The sequence below is a fragment of the Geodermatophilus sp. SYSU D00525 genome, assembly GCF_054050475.1.
Genome location: NZ_JBJGZK010000020.1, coordinates 67,018 through 82,270, shown reverse-complemented (window position 1 = coordinate 82,270; position 15,253 = coordinate 67,018). Strand labels below are relative to the sequence as shown.

Here is a 15,253-nt window from a genome sequence, read left to right as displayed (position 1 = left end):
CGCCGGCGCCGGCGCGCGAGGACGCCCGCAGGCCGCGGGCTGCGGCCCACCCGATGCGGGGACCGGCCGGCGGGTCCCGCCGGCGCGTCCCCGTCCCGCTGGACCGCTGGCGTTAGGCCCCCTGCAGGGTCCCGCCGCGAGCGTGCGAGCGGTGGGGCCAGGGGGTCCTTCGTCAGGCGAGGGCGTCCAGGCGGGCCATGTCCTCGTCGGAGAGGGTCAGCCGCGCCGCGCCCATGTTCTCGGTGAGGTGGTCCACCGACTTCGTGCCGGGGATGGGCAGCACCACCGGCGACTTCTGCAGCAGCCAGGCCAGCGCGACCTGCGCCGGGGTGGCGTCCAGCTCGCGGGCGATGTCGGCCACCGGGCTGTGCGGGGCGGCGAGGTCGCCGGTCGCGATCGGGAACCACGGGATGAACGCGATCCCGTTGTCGGTGGCGTGGTCGAGGACGTCCTGCGACTGCCGGTTGGTCAGGTTGTAGAGGTTCTGCACGCTGACGACGTCGACGATCTCGCGGGCCGCCTGCAGCTCCTCGACCGAGACCTCGGAGACGCCGATGTGGCGGACCTTGCCCTCGTCCTGCAGCTCCTTGAACGCGCCGAGCTGGTCGGCCAGCGGCACCTCGGCGTCGATGCGGTGCAGCTGGATGAGGTCGATCCGCTCGACCCGCAGGTGGCGCAGCGACAGCTCGACCTGCTGCTTGAGGTAGGCGGGGCGCCCGACCGGCGTCCAGATGCCCGGGCCCTGGCGGGTCAGGCCGGCCTTCGTGGCGACGACCAGGCCCTCCGGGTACGGGTGCAGGGCCTCGGCGATGATCTGCTCGCTGACGAACGGCCCGTAGGAGTCGGCGGTGTCGATGAGGTCGACGCCCTGCTCGACGGCGGCGCGGACCACGCGGAGGGCGGCGTCGCGGTCGGCCGGCTCCCCCCAGACACCCGGGCCGGGCAGCTGCATGGCGCCGTAGCCGAGGCGGTGGACGGCGAGGTCGCCGCCGATGGCGAAGGTGTCGGCAGGTGCGGTGGCGGTCATGGACCCTCCCGGTGCGTGTGCCCCGGGCCGGCTGCCCGGGGACCCGCATCCCGCCAGCACGGCGGTCCGCACCGGTCTTCCCGGCACGCCGGTGGTGTGACCGGTGACACGCGAGCGAGAGGACGGCGATGGGCGAGATCCTGGTGCTGCGGCACGGCGCGACCGAGTGGAGCAGGAGCGGCCAGCACACCGGCGTGACCGACCTGCCGCTGCTGCCCGAGGGCGAGGAGCGGGCCCGCTCCCTGGCGCCGGCGCTGGCCGAGCGGCACGTCGTCGAGGTGTGGACCAGCCCCCGCCAGCGCGCCCGGCGCACCGCCGAGCTGGCCGGGCTGACCGCCACCGCCGTCGACGAGGACCTCGTCGAGCTCGACTACGGCGGCTACGAGGGCCGCACCACCGCCGAGATCAGCGAGGAGCTCGGCCGGGAGTGGTCGGTCTGGCGCGACCCGGTGGTGGCGGGCGAGACCCCGGGCGAGTCCCTCGAGCAGGTCGGCGAGCGGGTCGACCGGGTGCTGGCCCGGGCGCGGGCCCGGCTCGCCGACGGCGACGTCGCCCTCGTCGCGCACGGGCACGTGCTCCGGGTCCTCACCGCGCGCTGGCTGGGCCTCGAGCCCGCCGCGGGGGCGCTGTTCGCGCTGCCGGCCGGTGCCTACGGGGTGCTCGGGCACGAGCACGCGCGCCCGGTGCTCACGGGATGGGGACTGGGCTGAGGTCCGCCGGCCCGGCCGCGCCGGCGGGCGCGACGGGCCGGCCGAACAGCCAGCCCTGCGCGAGGTCGGCGCCGAGCGCGGCCACCTCCGCGGCCACCTGCTCGGTCTCCACGCCCTCCGCGACGACGACCGCCCCCAGCCGGTGCGCGTGCTCGGTCACCGTCCGCACCACCGCGCGGGCGCCGTCGTCGGGCAGCGCGGACACCAGCGCCCGGCCGAGCTTGACGACGTCGGGCCGGACGACGTCGAGCAGCGAGCGGCTCGACCACCCGGCGGCCACCTCGTCGAGGGCCACCCGCCAGCCACGCTCGCGGTAGGCCTCCAGGACGGCGAGCAGGTGCCCGCGGTCGGCGACGGCGGCCCGCTCGCCCACCTCCAGCACCAGCTGCCGCGGCTCCAGCCCCGCGACCTCCAGGGCCTCGACGGTGCCGGCGAGGTCGGCGTCGGGGTGCAGCACCGAGGTGGGCCGGGTGTTGACGAACAGGTCGGCGCCGCCGAGCCAGCCCGCCGCGCCGGCGATGGCGCACTCGCGGCCGACCCGGTCCAACCGGGTGAGCCAGCCCGCGGAGTCGGCGACGAAGAACAGGTCCCCGCCGTCGACGGTGCGCCCGTCGGAGTCCCCGCGCAGCAGCGCCTCGTGGGCGACGACGGCACGGTCGGCCAGCGTCACGATCGGCTGGTACGCCGACCACAGCTCGGCCTCGGCGAGCACGCCGACCTCGGCGGTCACGCCGCGGCGCGCCAGCTCCTGCGCCAGGGTCGGCGCGGTGAGCAGGCCGAGGGTGAGCGCGGTGTACTCACCGGCCGGGTCGGTGGCCACCCGCACCGCCTCGGCCTCGGCCCCGGTCAGCGCGCGGGAGAGCCGGTCGAAGAACACCTCCACGCGGACGCCGTCGCGCTCGTCGGACAGGTCGAGCAGCCCGGGGGCGGCGAACACCGACAGCCCGACCGCGCGGGCGACGGCGGCCACGGCGGGCAGCACGTTCTCCTCCGCGGTCGCCAGCAGCACGCGGGTCGCGGTCTCGGGCAGGGGCCACTCCTCGCGCCGCCGCGCCGCGCCGATCGGACTCGCCACGCGCAGCAGGATGACCGACCGGCCCGGCGCGGGCGGGCAGGCGCGCGGACGAGGTCCGACCGTTCAGGATGCCGCGCCGCGGACCGGTCTGCACGCGGCGCGCAGGCCCTAGGGTCGGTCCATGGCTGCTGTCCTCACCGAGCCGCCGACGCGCACAGGCCGCGGCGGCCGCCCGCGCGACCCCAGCCGCGACGACGTCATCCGCGCGGCCATCCTCCGGCTGCTCGGGGAGGTCGGGTACGGCGCGCTGACCATGGACGCCGTCGCCGCGGAGGCCGGGGTCGGGAAGGCGACCATCTACCGCCGCTGGCGCACCAAGCAGGACCTCGTCGTCGACACCGTCTCCGACCTCAACCGGGCGTGGACGGTCACTGCCGACACCGGGTCCCTCGAGGGCGATCTGCGCCAGCTCGTGCACCGCATGGTGGAGATGATGGCCAGCCCGGTCGGCGCAGCCACCCGCTCGCTGCTCGCGGCGATGCAGCACGAGCCGGCGCTGATCGAGGCGTTCCGCGAGGGCCCGCTGGCCGTCTGGCGGCGGGCCTACGACGAGGTGTGGACCCGGGCCCAGGCCCGCGGCGAGGTGGGCCCCGGGCTGCCGCAGTCGATCCCCGCCGAGGCCACCACCGCGCTGCTGGTGCAGCGCTGGCTGGTCACCCGCGAGCCGGTGGACGCCGCCTACGCCGACGCCGTACTCGAGACGGTGGTCCTCCCGCTGGTCCGCCGGGGCTGACGCTCACCAGCCGAGCGTGCCCGGCTCGCCCTTGAACGGGCCGACGACGTCCGCGGTGATCCAGCCGCCGTAGAAGTCCCCCGCCTGCGCGCGCACCTGCTCGCCGTCGACCAGCGCCCGGTCGACCCGGCTCGGGTAGAAGGCCACCGCCCCGCGCAGGTGCTCGTACCCCCGGGTCGGGTCCTCGTAGGACCAGCCGACCGCCGGGTGGCGCCGCCCGTCGACGACGGCGTCCCAGTAGGTGGCTTGCCCCTTCCACTCGCACCACGACGAGCCGGCGGCCCGCTCGAGCACGCCGGCGGCGACGTCCTCGCGGGGCACGTAGTAGACCGGCGGGTGGCTGGTCTCGCAGACCCGCACCGCGCGGCCCGTCGCCGCGACCACCCGCCCGCCCAGCTCGACGACGACGCGGCGCGGCGTCACCTCGGCCGACGGCGGGCGCGGGTAGTCCCAGACCGACTCCTGACCCGGGCCGACCGGGTCGCGGCGCGGCGGGCGCACGGCCGGGTCAGTCGTTGCGGTGCCGGGCCTTCTGGACGACGACCAGCGTCACCAGCAGGCCGAGGGCGCCGACGGTGGCGCGCCCCGCCGTCGACTGCAGGAAGCGCACGACGGCGGCCTGCCCCTGGGCCCGGAGCCGCGTCGGGCTGCTCCGGTACGCCAACTGGTCCAGGGTGGCCGCCAGTGACTCACGGGCGGCGTCGATCTCCAGCTGGATCTCTCGAGGGTCGCGAGGCACGGCGACAGCCTGCCAGACACCGCGGCGACCGGCCCGTTCCGGCGATCAGCGGCACCCACGCGGGCGATGCGCCCCGGGACGCGCCCTAGACTCGGCGGCCACGCGGGAGTGGTGTAACGGCAGCCACGCCAGACTTAGGATCTGGTGCCCTCGGGCGTGCGGGTTCGACTCCCGCCTCCCGCACCCAGGGGTCAGCCCAGGCGCACGGTGAGCTCGACCTGCGGCGAGGCGAGCCCCGGGTCGTCGGCGTCGACCACCGCCAGCAGGTCGACCCGGTCACCGTCCACGCCGCGCAGGGCCAGGCCCTCGACCTTCGCCACCCGCCCGTCCACCTCCGGCACCGGCGCGACGTCGAGCACCCGCCCGTGCTCGACCAGGACGAGCGCCGTGGCCACCACCGGGCCGTCGTCGACGGCGTTCGGCGTGTCCTCCGCCGCCGCGGACAGCAGCTCCCGGCCGTCGGGCAGGGCGACGGCGTCGGTGACGGCGAGCCCGACGCCGGCGACCTCGCCGAGGTCGAGGACGTGCACCGGCCCCAGCGGCACCGCGCCGGGGTCCGCGCGCCCGAGCACGGCCGCCAGCAACGGCGCCAGCGGGACCTCGACGCAGGCGTTCGGCACCCCGGCGGCGCGGTTGCCGCGCTGGTACCAGCGGAGGGGGGGGGGGGGGGGGGGGGCGGGCGCCCCCCCGTCCCCCCACCACCGCCCCCCCCCCCCCCCCCCGCCCCCCCCCCCCCCCCCCCCCCCCCCCCCCCCCCCCCCCCCCCCAGGTTCCGCTGCCCGTCCGGCACCCCGAGGCGGTCGCCGACCGCGGCGTACAGCGGGCCGAGGTCGGCCGCCCGGGCGGACGGCCGGTCGTCGTCGAGGGCGACCAGCACCCCGCGGGTGCGCCTCGGTGTGGACCCCGACCCGAGCAGCAGCACCGCGGGCCGCCCGCCGGCCTCCACCGGGCTGGCCGTCTCCAGGTCGGGCTTGAGGGACTTGGTCCCGGCCGCCTCGGAGAACCGGTCGTGTCCCTCGACCGGCGGCAGCAGCCGCACCGGGACGACGCCGCCCGGGCGCTGCCAGGCCGCGGACGTGGCGTCGTCCTGGACCACGAGCCAGCCGTCGCCCAGCGGCGCGAGGCCCGAGGCCGCGGTCACCGGCGTCCCGTCGTCGAAGCGGAGCCCCCGGACGGCGGTGAGGTCGACGCGCACGGGGACGGGGTGCCCGCTCGGGCGCGGCCTCACGCGGGCGGGTGCCGGGACCGGATCACACAACTGTCTTTCCGCAGCTCAGCACGCTGAACTCCGTCCAGGGCCGCTGCACGCGCGGCGAAGCCGACGTAGCCTCGGGTCGACCGGCCGCACGACGGGGTGCCCGGGGCCGGTCCTCTTCCCCTGCACGCAGTCCTCCGGACACGACCCGTCGGAGCTCATGACCTCCCCGCGCACCGAGACCACCACCTCCCCCGGCACGAACCCCGAGCCGGTCCCCGACAAGCCCCGCACCGGACTCAGCGTCACCCAGGTGGCGGCCGGCGCCCTGGCCGCGGTGTCCGCGGCGGTCCTCGCCTCGTTCTTCGGCGTCGCCGGCACGGTGATCGGCGCCGCCCTCGTCAGCGTCGTCAGCACCGTCGGCTCCGCGCTCTACAGCTCCTCCCTGAACCGCACCGGCGAGAAGCTGAGGAAGGCCCGCGAGCAGCTGGCGCCCCGCCCCGACCCTGCGCCCGGCGCGGCGCCGACCCGGGCGATGCCCGCGGCCGGCGAGGCGGCGACCCGGGCGATGCCCGCGGCCGGCGAGGCGGCGACCCGGGAGCTGCCCGCGCACCTGGACCCGCGCCGGGCCCCGGAGCCGCGCCGGCGGATCCGCTGGCCGCGGGTGGCGGTGTACGCGGCCGCGGTCTTCGTCCTGGCCATGGGGATCGTCACCACGATCGAGCTGGTCGGGCAGAAGCCGGTGTCGGCGCTGGTCGGCGGGAACGACACCTCGTCGTCGTCCACCACGATCGGCGAGCTGTCCAACGCCTCGTCCTCGCGCGACCTGACGCCGTCGGACTCCGACCCGGCCACCCCGACGACCGAGGCGCCGGCCACGGGGACGCCCGGGGACGCCGGGGAGAGCGCGGCGCCCACGGAGGAGTCCGGGGAGTCCGCGCCGGCCACCGAGAGCGGCAGCGACGACGGCGACACCGACGGCGGCACCGAGGAGTCCGCGCCGGCCGAGCCGTCGACGCAGGCACCGGGGACCGACTCGGGCAGCGGCTCGGGCAGCGGCTCGGACAGCGGCTCGGACAGCGGCTCGGACACCGGCTCCGACAGCGGCTCGGACACCGGCTCGGACGGCGGCTCGGGCGCCGAGCCGCAGGCAGAGGCGGACACCGGGGGCCAGGCGGCCGGCAGCGAGGCGCCGCCGGCCGCCTGAGCCGGATCCTCCGGGATCAGTCCTTCGCGCGTCGCGGGACCAGCTTGAGCAGCGCCAGCCCGGCGAACAGCAGGGTGACGCCGGCGACCACGAACGCCAGCGCGTTGAAGCCGGTGTAGGCGAGGGCGGTCGACCCGCCCACGCCGCTGGCCGTCACGTAACCCGCCTTGCTGTACACGTGCACCTCCTCTCGGTGGATCAGCCCGCCGCGGGAGCCGCGACGTGGTGCCAGGTGGCCTCCCGGCGGCGGACGACGTCCACCAGGGAGCGGACGAAGACGGCCTGGATGAACAGGTCGTAGACCAGCTCGACGACCAGCGGCAGCGCCAGCAGCAGCGCTCGCGGGCCGCCCCTGCGGACGGTCACCAGCCGCTCGGCCAGGAAGACCAGGCCGACCGAGGCCCAGAACGGGTCCACGTGCAGCCCGCCGTCGCGGGCGAGCACCAGCACGGTGAGCAGCAGGTAGGCCTGGAAGGCGAGGACGCCGAGGCCGATGCCCAGCTGCTGGCCCCAGTAGCGCAGGGTGACCCGGGTGAGCCCGTAGTGCCGGAGGTTCTCCAGGGCGCCGCGCTGCCACCGCATCCGCTGCTTCCACAGGTCCCGCCAGGTCGGCATGATCTCGGTGACCACCGAGCACGCCGCCGGGCTGGTCATGCGCCAGCCGAGGGTCTTGAGCGCGAGGGTCAGCTCGTTGTCCTCGGTGAGCGCGAGGGTGTCGTAGACCTGCCCCTCCCGGCCCGGCAGCGTGGTGCCCCGCGCGGCGGCGACCTCCCGCAGCGCCCGGACGCGGAACAGCGTGCCCGTGCCGGTCAGCACCATGACGCGGCCGGTCCGCGAGACGTCGCGGCTGTAGCGGAGGTACTCGTTGCGCTGCAGCTGCCCGAGGACCCCGGCCCCGGGGTGCCCGTAGAACAGGCCGCCGGCGGCGCCGATGCGCGGTGAGGACTCCAGGCTGGCCGCGGCGGCCTCGAGGAAACCGGGCGCGAGCTCGGTGTCGGCGTCCATCACCAGGACGAGGTCGTCGTCGCGCAGGTCGGGCGTGGGGCCGGCGGGGACGCCGTCGTCCGCCGCGCCGCGGCGCCGGTCGGGACCGCGGCGGGGGTCGTCGGAGGCGCCCCGCCGGTCGGCGGTGGCGGTGCGGCGGAACCGCTGCACGATCGCCTGGTTGAGCGCGCCGGCCTTCTTGTCGGTGTTGCCGACGGTCTCGTAGACCTCGGCCCCGCGCTCGCGCGCGATCCGGGCGGTGTCGTCGGTGCAGTTGTCGGCGACGACGACCACGCGGTCGGGACGCCGCGTCTGCCGCTGCAGGGCGTCGAGGGTGCCGCCGATGTTCGCGGCCTCGTCGTGCGCCGGGATCAGCACGACCACCCGCGCCGTCGAGCGTCCGTCGTCGCCTGCCATGCGTCTCCCCTGCCGTCGTCCCGTCAGGGGGTCAACGGCAGCCCGGGGCCGGTCCCGCAGCCGGCGCGGGCGGGACCACCCGGAGGGGTCAGGAACCGACCAGCGCCCGGTGCAGGACGGCGACGAGCTCGGCGCGGGTGACGATCCCGGCGAGCCGGTCGTCGGAGTCGACCACCGGCAGGTGCCGCAGCCCGCGGTCGGCCATGAGCCCGACCAGCTCGGAGACCGGGGTGTCGGCGTCGACGGTGGTGACCGGGCTGGTCATGACCTTCGCGACCGGGTCGAAGTCCACGACGTCGAGGTTGAACAGGTCGTGGACGGTGACGATGCCGACGACCCGGCGGTCGGGCGTGACCACCGGCAGCGCCTTCACCGCGTGCTGGTTCATGAGCATCCGCGCGCGGTACAGCGTCTCGTCGGGCTGGACGGTCCGCACGTCCCGCTCCATGAGCGCGCCGACGCGCAGCTGCCCGAGCCGGCGGTCCAGGGCGTGCGCCTCGGCGTCGCGGACCAGCGCCAGCACGTCGCCGGGCAGCACGTCCAGGCCGCGGTCCAGCCGCTGCATCGCCGCCGTGACGTCCTCGGCCTGCAGCCCGACCCGCTCGGTGGGCGGCGCCTCGGACCCGGTGCGCGGCGGCTCGGGCACGTGCGGGTAGGGCCGGCCGGTCAGGTTGTTCACCAGCGCCGCCACGAGCAGCAGCACCAGGGTGTCGACGCCGACCGGCCACAGCGCGAACGCCCACCCGTGCTCGGCCACCGCCGCCTCGCCGACCGCCGCGAACAGCGCGCACGCGCCGCCCGGCGGGTGCACGCAGCGCAGCACCATCATCAGCGGGATCGCCACGCCGACGGCGACCGCTGCGGCGAGCGTGACGTCGTCGAGGAGCTTGCCCGCCGCGACGCCGACCAGGGTGGACAGCGTGTTGCCCGCGAGCACGGGATAGGGCTGGGCCAGCGGGCTGGCCGGCGCGGCGAACAGCAGCACCGCGGTGGCGCCCATCGGCGCGACGATCCACGGCAGCCCGGCCGGCCCGCCGGGGACCGCGTGGGCGGTCAGCGCGGCCAGCGCGATGCCGGCCAGGGCGCCCAGCCCGCCGCGGAGCACCTCGGAGCGGCGGTAGCCCACCGGCGAGGGCCGCAGCCCGGTCCTCCACGCCCTGACGTCCGCGCGCACCCCGCTCCCCTCCCGCGGGCCCCCGCCCGCCGCGGGCGTGGACCCTACGTCGTCGGGGCGGGATCCAGGTGCCGCCGCGGCGCGGAGGTCAGGCCGCGCCGAGCGCCTGGGCGATCACCGGGACGAGCGCGGCGAAGGCCTGACCGCGGTGGCTGCGGGCGTCCTTCTCGGCGGGCTCGAGTTCGGCGGCGGTGCGGTCCAGGCCGTCGGCGACGAACACCGGGTCGTAGCCGAAGCCGTTGCTGCCTCGCGGCTCGCGGACCACCCGGCCGCGCCACTGCCGCTCGACGACCGACTCCGCGCCGTCGGGGGTGACCAGGGCGGCGGCGCACACGAACGCCCCGCCGCGCCGCTCGTCGGGGACGTCGCCGATCTGGCCGAGCAGCAGCGCGGTGTTGGCGGCGTCGTCGCCGTGCCGGCCCGACCAGCGCGCCGAGAGCACCCCGGGCATGCCGTTGAGCGCGTCGACGGCGAGGCCCGAGTCGTCGGCCACCGCCGGCAGGCCCGTGTACCGGACCGCCTCCCGCGCCTTGAGCAGCGCGTTCTCCGCGAACGTCGCGCCGGTCTCGGGGGCCTCCGGGTACTCGGGGACGTCGCGCAGGCCGACCACCTCGATCCCCGGGACGGCGTCGGACAGCAGCCGCTGCAGCTCGGCGAGCTTGCCGGCGTTGCGGGTGGCCAGCAGCAGGCGGGTCGTCATCGCTGCAGCGCCTCCTGCTGGACGCGGGTGAGCTCGGCGCACCCGGCGACGGCGAGGTCGAGCAGCCGGTCGAGGGTGGGCCGGTCGAACACCGCGCCCTCGGCGGTGCCCTGCACCTCCACGAACCCGCCCTGCCCGGTGCAGACGACGTTCATGTCGGTGCCGGCGCGCACGTCCTCCTCGTAGGCGAGGTCCAGCCGCGGCTCGCCGTCGACCACGCCGACGCTCACCGCCGCCACCGACTGCACGATCGCGGTCTTCCTCGCCTGCTTCCGGCGGTCGGCCAGCCACGAGACGGCGTCGGCGAGGGCGACGTAGGCGCCGGTGATGGCCGCCGTCCGGGTGCCGCCGTCGGCCTGCAGGACGTCGCAGTCGAGGGCGATGCTGTTCTCCCCCAGCGCCGCGAGGTCGATCGAGGCGCGCAGCGAGCGGCCGATGAGCCGGCTGATCTCGTGGGTACGCCCGCCGATCCGGCCCTTGACCGACTCGCGGTCGCCCCGGGTGTGCGTGGCGCGCGGCAGCATGGCGTACTCGGCGGTGACCCAGCCCAGGCCCGAGCCCTTCCGCCAGCGCGGCACGCCCTCGGTGACGCTGGCCGCGCACAGCACGCGGGTGCGGCCGAACTCGACGAGCACCGAGCCCTCGGCGTGGTCGAGCCAGTTGCGGGTGATGGTCACCGGGCGGAGCTGGTCGGCCGCGCGGCCGTCGGGGCGGGTCACGGGCACCGAGCCTATCGACGTCGGCACGCCGTCCTCCGGGCGAGATGCCACGATCGCCCCGTGCGATCGGAGCTGCGGACGGTGCGGACGGGCGGGCAGCCGGTGGTGGTCGACCTGACCGGCGAGTGCGAGGACTTCGTCCGTCAGGAGGACGACGGCCTGCTGTCCGTGTTCGTCCCGCACGCCACGGCCGGGCTGGCGGTCATCGAGACCGGCGCGGGCAGCGACGACGACCTGCTCGCCCAGCTCGACGAGCTGCTGCCCCGCGACGACCGCTGGCGTCACCGGCACGGCAGCCCCGGCCACGGCCGCGACCACGTGCTGCCGGCGTTCGTGCCGCCGCACCTGGGCGTGCCGGTGCTCGGGGGCCGGCTGCAGCTGGGCACCTGGCAGCGGATCTGCCTGGTCGACCCCAACGGCGACAACCCCGAGCGGCAGGTGCGGCTGTCGTTCCTCCGCGGCTGACGCCCCGATCCCCTCCCCCGCCGGACGGGCACGGCATCATCGCTGCATGACCGAGACCGCGCCCGCTCCCGTCCGCCTCGCGCCCGGTGACCCGGCGCCGGACTTCACGCTGCCCGACGCCGACGGCACCCCGGTCTCCCTCGCCGACCGCCGCGGCCGCCGGGTGGTCGTCTACTGCTACCCCGCCGCCCTCACCCCGGGCTGCACCACCCAGGCCGTCGACTTCACCGCCGCGGCCGGGGAGCTGGCCGAGGCCGGGCTGGACATCATCGGCATCTCCCCCGACCCGCCGGAGAAGCTGCAGCGCTTCCGCGAGCAGGAGGGCCTGGGCATCACGTTGCTGTCCGACCCGGACAAGCGCGTGCTCACCGCCTACGGCGCCTTCGGCACCAAGAAGCTGTACGGCAAGGAGGTGCAGGGCGTGATCCGCTCGACCTTCGTCGTCGACGCTGAGGGCCGCATCGAGCGGGCCGCCTACAACGTCAAGGCCACCGGGCACGTGGCGAAGCTGCGCCGCGACCTGGGCCTGGGCTGAGCGCTCAGTCCCCGCGGACCCCGAGCACGCCGGTCACCAGCGCGTCGACGACCGTCGTCGCGGCCTTGAGGTCGGGCTCGCGGGCGACCATGACGTCGGAGTAGAGGAACGACTCGCCCAGCCGGACGACGGCGTAGGCGAGCACCGGCAGCGGCACCTCCGGCGTCAGCCCGCGCTCCTCGACGTCGCGCTCGAACAGCGCGGTGTAGGCCTCGACCAGCCGCGGCTGCACCCGGCCCCGCGGGTCGGTGAGGATGCGCATCGCGGTGGTCGGCTCGTCGTCGAGGAAGCGGTGCAGCGGCGCCGCCGTGCCCAGCGCGTGCCGGTAGTCCTCGACGACGGCCAGGCTGCGCAGCCGGCCGGCGGGCTCGGCGCCCTGGGGCCGGGCGTCGTACGCGTCGGCGGCCTGCTGCAGCTGCCGCTCGGCGAGGTACCAGAGGGTCTCGCCCAGGATGGCGTCGCGGTTGCCGACCCGGCGGAACAGCGTCACCCGGGAGATGCCGAGGTCGGCGGCCAGCGTGGTGGTGTCGATCCGCTCGCCGCGCAGGAAGGTCCGCGCCGCCCGGCGGACGACCTCTTCACGCGGCGCGATCACGGACGCAGCGTAGGCGCGGGCGTCCGGCGTCGACACGGCCGCGGCACCGGCCTCACCCGCACGCGGGAGGGCGGCCACCGTGCGTGCCCGTGGCCGCCCCCGTCGTCAGGACGCCGGGTCCGGCCGTGACGACCGGGTCCGCCGGGGTGCCGCTCCGGGCGCCGGTGGACGAGCATCGGCGGGCATGAGCGACGCGGACGCGACCCCTCCCCCCGACGGCGACGTCGGCGTCACCGGGCTGGCCACGATGGGCGCCAACCTGGCCCGCAACCTCGCCCGCCACGGCTGCCGGGTGGTGCTCCACAACCGGACGCAGGCGCGCACCGAGGCGCTGGTGGCCGCGCACGGGGACGAGGGCGCGTTCGTGCCGACCGGCTCGGTCGAGGAGTTCGTCGCCGCGCTGGCCCGGCCGCGCAAGGTCGTCGTCATGGTGCAGGCCGGGGCGTCGACCGAGGCGGTGGTCGAGGAGGTCGCGCGCCTGCTGGAGCCGGGCGACGTCCTGGTCGACGGCGGCAACGCCCGCTACACCGACACCATCCGCCGGACGCAGGCGCTGGCCCGGCGCGGCGTGCACTTCGTCGGCTGCGGGATCAGCGGCGGCGAGGAGGGCGCCCTGCTCGGGCCGAGCATCATGCCCGGCGGGTCGGCCGAGGCCTACGCGATCGTGGGGCCGCTGCTGGAGTCGATCGCGGCGGTGGTCGACGGGACGCCGTGCTGCACCCACGTGGGCACCGACGGCGCCGGCCACTTCGTGAAGATGGTGCACAACGGCATCGAGTACGCCGACATGCAGCTCATCGCCGAGGCGTACGACCTGCTGCGCACCCGGCTGGGCCTGTCCCCCGCCGAGATCGGCGAGGTGTTCTCCGGGTGGAACGCCGGGGACCTGGAGTCCTACCTCGTCGAGATCACCGCCGAGGTGCTGCGCCACGTCGACGCCGCGACCGGCCGGCCCTTCGTGGACCTCGTCCTCGACCAGGCCGAGCAGAAGGGCACCGGGCGCTGGACGGTGCAGTCGGCGCTCGACCTCGGGGTGCCGGTCAGCGGGATCGCCGAGGCGGTGTTCGCCCGCTCGCTGTCCGGGCACACCGCGCAGCGCGCCGCCGCCCGGGCGGTGCTGCCCGGCCCGTCGGCGGCGCCGGAGCCCGTGGCCGACCGGGACGCGTTCGTCGAGGCGGTCCGGCAGGCGCTGTACGCCTCGAAGGTGGTCGCCTACGCGCAGGGGTTCGACCAGATCGCCGCCGGCGCCCGCGAGCACGGGTGGGACGTCGACCCCGGCGCGCTGGCGACCATCTGGCGCGGCGGCTGCATCATCCGCGCCCGCTTCCTCGACCGGATCCGGCAGGCCTACGCCGACGAACCGGACCTGACGACCCTGCTCACGCACGGCTACTTCCGCGACGCCGTCGCGGACTGCCTCGAGGGCTGGCGGACGGTCGTCGTCGAGGCCGCCCGGGCCGGGATCCCGGCGCCCGGCTTCTCCACCGCGCTGGCCTACTACGACGGGCTGCGCGCCGAGCGGCTGCCCGCCGCGCTGGTCCAGGGCCTGCGCGACCTGTTCGGCGCGCACACCTACCGGCGGACCGACCGGGAGGGCGTCTTCCACACGGTCTGGGCCGAGGACCGCCGGGAGGTGCGGACGGGCTGAGGCCGGCGGGCGGCGGTCACCCGTGCTCGGCGGCCGCCTCCGCCCGCACCCGCGCCCGCGCGTCGGCGTAGCGGACCACCTCGAAGGTCAGCATCGCCACCAGGACCGCGGCGAGCACCGCGAGCTGCGCCAGCGCCGGCAGGGGCGTCACGGCCAGGGGCGCGAGCAGCAGCACCACCGCGACGACGGCGCGCGGCCGGTTGACCGACCCGACGTTGCGCAGCCGGAAGGCGAGGTGCGCCAGCAGGTACACCGCGACGCCGGCGTAGAGCGACCACAGGGCGGTCCCCTTGAGCGGGTCGGTCAGGTCGTGGTGCTCGACGTCGCCGACGTACTCGGCGACCTTCTTCAGCCCGAGGGCGAGGAAGATGATCCCGGCGATCATCGGGAAGTGCAGGTAGGTGTAGGAGTCACGGGCCAGCCGGACCCGGTCCACCCCCTGCTTGCCGGCCAGCACCCGCTCCGCCACGGGCGCGACCACGTCGAAGTAGGACCACCACAGGCACACGGTGACCGTGAGCCCGAGGAGCGCGACGGCGGCGATCGGCAGGGTCAGCGGCAGGTCGACGACCCCCACGCCGACCGCGATGATCGACTCGCCGAGGGCGATGATCACGATCAGGCCGTGCCGCTCGGCGAAGTGCCGCGGCGCCGGCAACCGCCAGTCGGCGCCGGAGAGGTAGATGCCGGTGTAGTCGACCAGCAGCGCCAGGACCCACAGCAGCGTCTGGGCGGTCCCGCCGACCAGGGCCCCGGCCACCAGGAGCCCGGCGGCCAGGACGACCGGGACGGCGGCCCGCAGCAGCTGCCGGCGCAACCCGGCGTCCTCCCCCGCCGCGATGGAGTAGACCGCGAGGTGACCCAGGCGCACGACGACGAGGCACGCGGCCAGCACCAGCGGGGCGCTGAACCCGTCGCCCTCGTCGCGCCAGGCCTCCGGGATCGCCAGCGCGACGAGGAACAGCGCGCCCATCACCGTGATCAGCGCCCCGCGGACGACCCCCTCGTCGGCCCGGGCCTGGTTGCCCAGCCACGCGTAGCTGCACCAGGCCCACCACAGCAGCGCGAGGACGAGCAGGCCGCGCACCGCGCTGCGCCAGCCGATGTCCTCGGCCATGAACGCGGTGACCTGCGTGATCGCGAAGACGAAGACCAGGTCGAAGAAGAGCTCCAGCGTGGTGACCGTGTGGTGCTCCGTCGTCGGCAGCACGCGGGCGCGGGCACGCACCCCGGACGGTCGATCGGCTCGCGCGGTCACGTGCACCTCCCGCCCGCCGGGCGCGCCCCGGCCTGCCGCGACGCGGGCCATCCTGGTCCCTCCCGGCGCCCG

General features: G+C 76.5%; 18 protein-coding genes, 1 tRNA gene and 1 pseudogene. 7 read left to right on the top strand and 13 right to left on the bottom strand.

Annotation, left to right across the window (positions count from 1 at the left end; genetic code table 11):
• Positions 1–172: 172 nt before the first annotated feature.
• Positions 173–1,027, bottom strand: a complete 855-nt coding sequence (locus ACI796_RS16585) for an aldo/keto reductase (RefSeq protein ID WP_456942324.1) — start codon at positions 1,025–1,027, stop codon at positions 173–175.
• Between the two features lie 128 nt (positions 1,028–1,155).
• Here ACI796_RS16585 and ACI796_RS16580 point away from each other — a divergent pair, with 128 nt between their 5' ends.
• Entirely contained in the window at positions 1,156–1,737 is a 582-nt protein-coding gene (locus tag ACI796_RS16580; protein ID WP_456942323.1) for a histidine phosphatase family protein, read from the top strand.
• Here ACI796_RS16580 and ACI796_RS16575 read toward each other — a convergent pair.
• Positions 1,715–2,812 (bottom strand): EAL domain-containing protein, encoded by a 1,098-nt coding sequence (locus tag ACI796_RS16575; RefSeq protein ID WP_456942322.1) that lies wholly within the window; start codon positions 2,810–2,812, stop codon positions 1,715–1,717. The genes ACI796_RS16580 and ACI796_RS16575 overlap by 23 nt on opposite strands.
• Positions 2,813–2,933: 121 nt before the next feature.
• On the opposite strand from ACI796_RS16575, the gene ACI796_RS16570 reads away from it, so the two are divergent.
• On the top strand, positions 2,934–3,545 hold the full coding sequence (locus ACI796_RS16570) for a TetR/AcrR family transcriptional regulator (protein ID WP_456942321.1): 612 nt from the start codon (positions 2,934–2,936) through the stop codon (positions 3,543–3,545).
• A gap of 3 nt (positions 3,546–3,548) precedes the next feature.
• Here ACI796_RS16570 and ACI796_RS16565 read toward each other — a convergent pair whose 3' ends face one another.
• Both ACI796_RS16565 and ACI796_RS16560 read right to left on the bottom strand, forming a co-directional pair.
• A complete protein-coding gene (locus ACI796_RS16565) occupies positions 3,549–4,046 on the bottom strand; it encodes a DUF427 domain-containing protein (protein WP_456942320.1) in 498 nt (165 codons plus the stop codon).
• A 7-nt stretch (positions 4,047–4,053) separates the two neighbouring features.
• Positions 4,054–4,284: a DUF3618 domain-containing protein gene (locus ACI796_RS16560; RefSeq protein ID WP_387985736.1), complete on the bottom strand. Its 231-nt coding sequence runs from the start codon at positions 4,282–4,284 to the stop codon at positions 4,054–4,056.
• 102 nt (positions 4,285–4,386) lie between these two features.
• Between ACI796_RS16560 and ACI796_RS16555 the strand changes: the two genes are divergently transcribed.
• Positions 4,387–4,467: transfer RNA gene (locus tag ACI796_RS16555), tRNA-Leu, on the top strand.
• Positions 4,468–4,475: 8 nt separating this feature from the next.
• Here ACI796_RS16555 and ACI796_RS16550 read toward each other — a convergent pair.
• Together ACI796_RS16550 and ACI796_RS16545 are read right to left on the bottom strand one after the other, a co-directional pair.
• Positions 4,476–4,904, bottom strand: coding sequence for a DUF6910 family protein (locus ACI796_RS16550; protein ID WP_456942319.1), 429 nt, complete (start codon positions 4,902–4,904; stop codon positions 4,476–4,478).
• 200 nt (positions 4,905–5,104) lie between these two features.
• Positions 5,105–5,380, bottom strand: a pseudogene (locus ACI796_RS16545) (DUF6910 family protein); the annotation flags it as partial.
• Between the two features lie 319 nt (positions 5,381–5,699).
• On the opposite strand from ACI796_RS16545, the gene ACI796_RS16540 reads away from it, so the two are divergent.
• Positions 5,700–6,686, top strand: coding sequence for a hypothetical protein (locus ACI796_RS16540; protein WP_456942318.1), 987 nt, complete (start codon positions 5,700–5,702; stop codon positions 6,684–6,686).
• Between the two features lie 16 nt (positions 6,687–6,702).
• Here the strand turns inward: ACI796_RS16540 and ACI796_RS16535 are convergent, their stop codons facing one another.
• The 5 genes from ACI796_RS16535 to rph form a co-directional block, all read right to left on the bottom strand.
• Positions 6,703–6,864 carry a hypothetical protein gene (locus ACI796_RS16535; protein WP_456942317.1) on the bottom strand — a complete coding sequence of 54 codons (162 nt, stop codon included), beginning with the start codon at positions 6,862–6,864 and terminating at the stop codon, positions 6,703–6,705.
• A gap of 20 nt (positions 6,865–6,884) precedes the next feature.
• Positions 6,885–8,087, bottom strand: a complete 1,203-nt coding sequence (locus ACI796_RS16530; RefSeq protein WP_456942316.1) for a glycosyltransferase — start codon at positions 8,085–8,087, stop codon at positions 6,885–6,887.
• A gap of 88 nt (positions 8,088–8,175) precedes the next feature.
• Positions 8,176–9,261 carry an HPP family protein gene (locus tag ACI796_RS16525; RefSeq protein WP_456942315.1) on the bottom strand — a complete coding sequence of 362 codons (1,086 nt, stop codon included), beginning with the start codon at positions 9,259–9,261 and terminating at the stop codon, positions 8,176–8,178.
• 88 nt (positions 9,262–9,349) lie between these two features.
• On the bottom strand, positions 9,350–9,961 hold the full coding sequence (gene rdgB, locus ACI796_RS16520) for an RdgB/HAM1 family non-canonical purine NTP pyrophosphatase (protein WP_456942314.1): 612 nt from the start codon (positions 9,959–9,961) through the stop codon (positions 9,350–9,352).
• The gene (rph, locus tag ACI796_RS16515) at positions 9,958–10,680 is read right to left on the bottom strand and encodes a ribonuclease PH (RefSeq protein ID WP_456942313.1); all 723 of its coding nucleotides are present in this window, start codon (positions 10,678–10,680) and stop codon (positions 9,958–9,960) included. Before rph ends, rdgB begins: the two co-directional genes overlap by 4 nt.
• Positions 10,681–10,740: 60 nt before the next feature.
• Here rph and ACI796_RS16510 point away from each other — a divergent pair, with 60 nt between their 5' ends.
• Positions 10,741–11,145: a YjbQ family protein gene (locus ACI796_RS16510; protein ID WP_456942312.1), complete on the top strand. Its 405-nt coding sequence runs from the start codon at positions 10,741–10,743 to the stop codon at positions 11,143–11,145.
• A 46-nt stretch (positions 11,146–11,191) separates the two neighbouring features.
• Positions 11,192–11,680: a thioredoxin-dependent thiol peroxidase gene (gene bcp / locus ACI796_RS16505; protein ID WP_456942311.1), complete on the top strand. Its 489-nt coding sequence runs from the start codon at positions 11,192–11,194 to the stop codon at positions 11,678–11,680.
• A gap of 4 nt (positions 11,681–11,684) precedes the next feature.
• Here bcp and ACI796_RS16500 read toward each other — a convergent pair whose 3' ends face one another.
• Entirely contained in the window at positions 11,685–12,275 is a 591-nt protein-coding gene (locus tag ACI796_RS16500) for a QsdR family transcriptional regulator (RefSeq protein ID WP_456942310.1), read from the bottom strand.
• A 184-nt stretch (positions 12,276–12,459) separates the two neighbouring features.
• Here ACI796_RS16500 and gndA point away from each other — a divergent pair, with 184 nt between their 5' ends.
• The gene (gene gndA / locus ACI796_RS16495; RefSeq protein ID WP_456942309.1) at positions 12,460–13,923 is read left to right on the top strand and encodes an NADP-dependent phosphogluconate dehydrogenase; all 1,464 of its coding nucleotides are present in this window, start codon (positions 12,460–12,462) and stop codon (positions 13,921–13,923) included.
• Positions 13,924–13,939: 16 nt separating this feature from the next.
• Here gndA and ACI796_RS16490 read toward each other — a convergent pair whose 3' ends face one another.
• A complete protein-coding gene (locus tag ACI796_RS16490; RefSeq protein ID WP_456942308.1) occupies positions 13,940–15,181 on the bottom strand; it encodes a low temperature requirement protein A in 1,242 nt (413 codons plus the stop codon).
• Positions 15,182–15,253: the final 72 nt, after the last annotated feature.

Excerpts from the sequence above, each read along its gene's own strand:
- ACI796_RS16585 (WP_456942324.1), bottom strand. The coding sequence starts at position 1,027 with ATGACCGCCACCGCACCTGCCGACACCTTCGCCATCGGCGGCGACCTC.
- ACI796_RS16580 (WP_456942323.1), top strand. The coding sequence starts at position 1,156 with ATGGGCGAGATCCTGGTGCTGCGGCACGGCGCGACCGAGTGGAGCAGG.
- ACI796_RS16570 (WP_456942321.1), top strand. The coding sequence starts at position 2,934 with ATGGCTGCTGTCCTCACCGAGCCGCCGACGCGCACAGGCCGCGGCGGC.
- ACI796_RS16540 (WP_456942318.1), top strand. The coding sequence starts at position 5,700 with ATGACCTCCCCGCGCACCGAGACCACCACCTCCCCCGGCACGAACCCC.
- ACI796_RS16530 (WP_456942316.1), bottom strand. The coding sequence starts at position 8,087 with ATGGCAGGCGACGACGGACGCTCGACGGCGCGGGTGGTCGTGCTGATC.
- rdgB (WP_456942314.1), bottom strand. The coding sequence starts at position 9,961 with ATGACGACCCGCCTGCTGCTGGCCACCCGCAACGCCGGCAAGCTCGCC.
- bcp (WP_456942311.1), top strand. The coding sequence starts at position 11,192 with ATGACCGAGACCGCGCCCGCTCCCGTCCGCCTCGCGCCCGGTGACCCG.
- gndA (WP_456942309.1), top strand. The coding sequence starts at position 12,460 with ATGAGCGACGCGGACGCGACCCCTCCCCCCGACGGCGACGTCGGCGTC.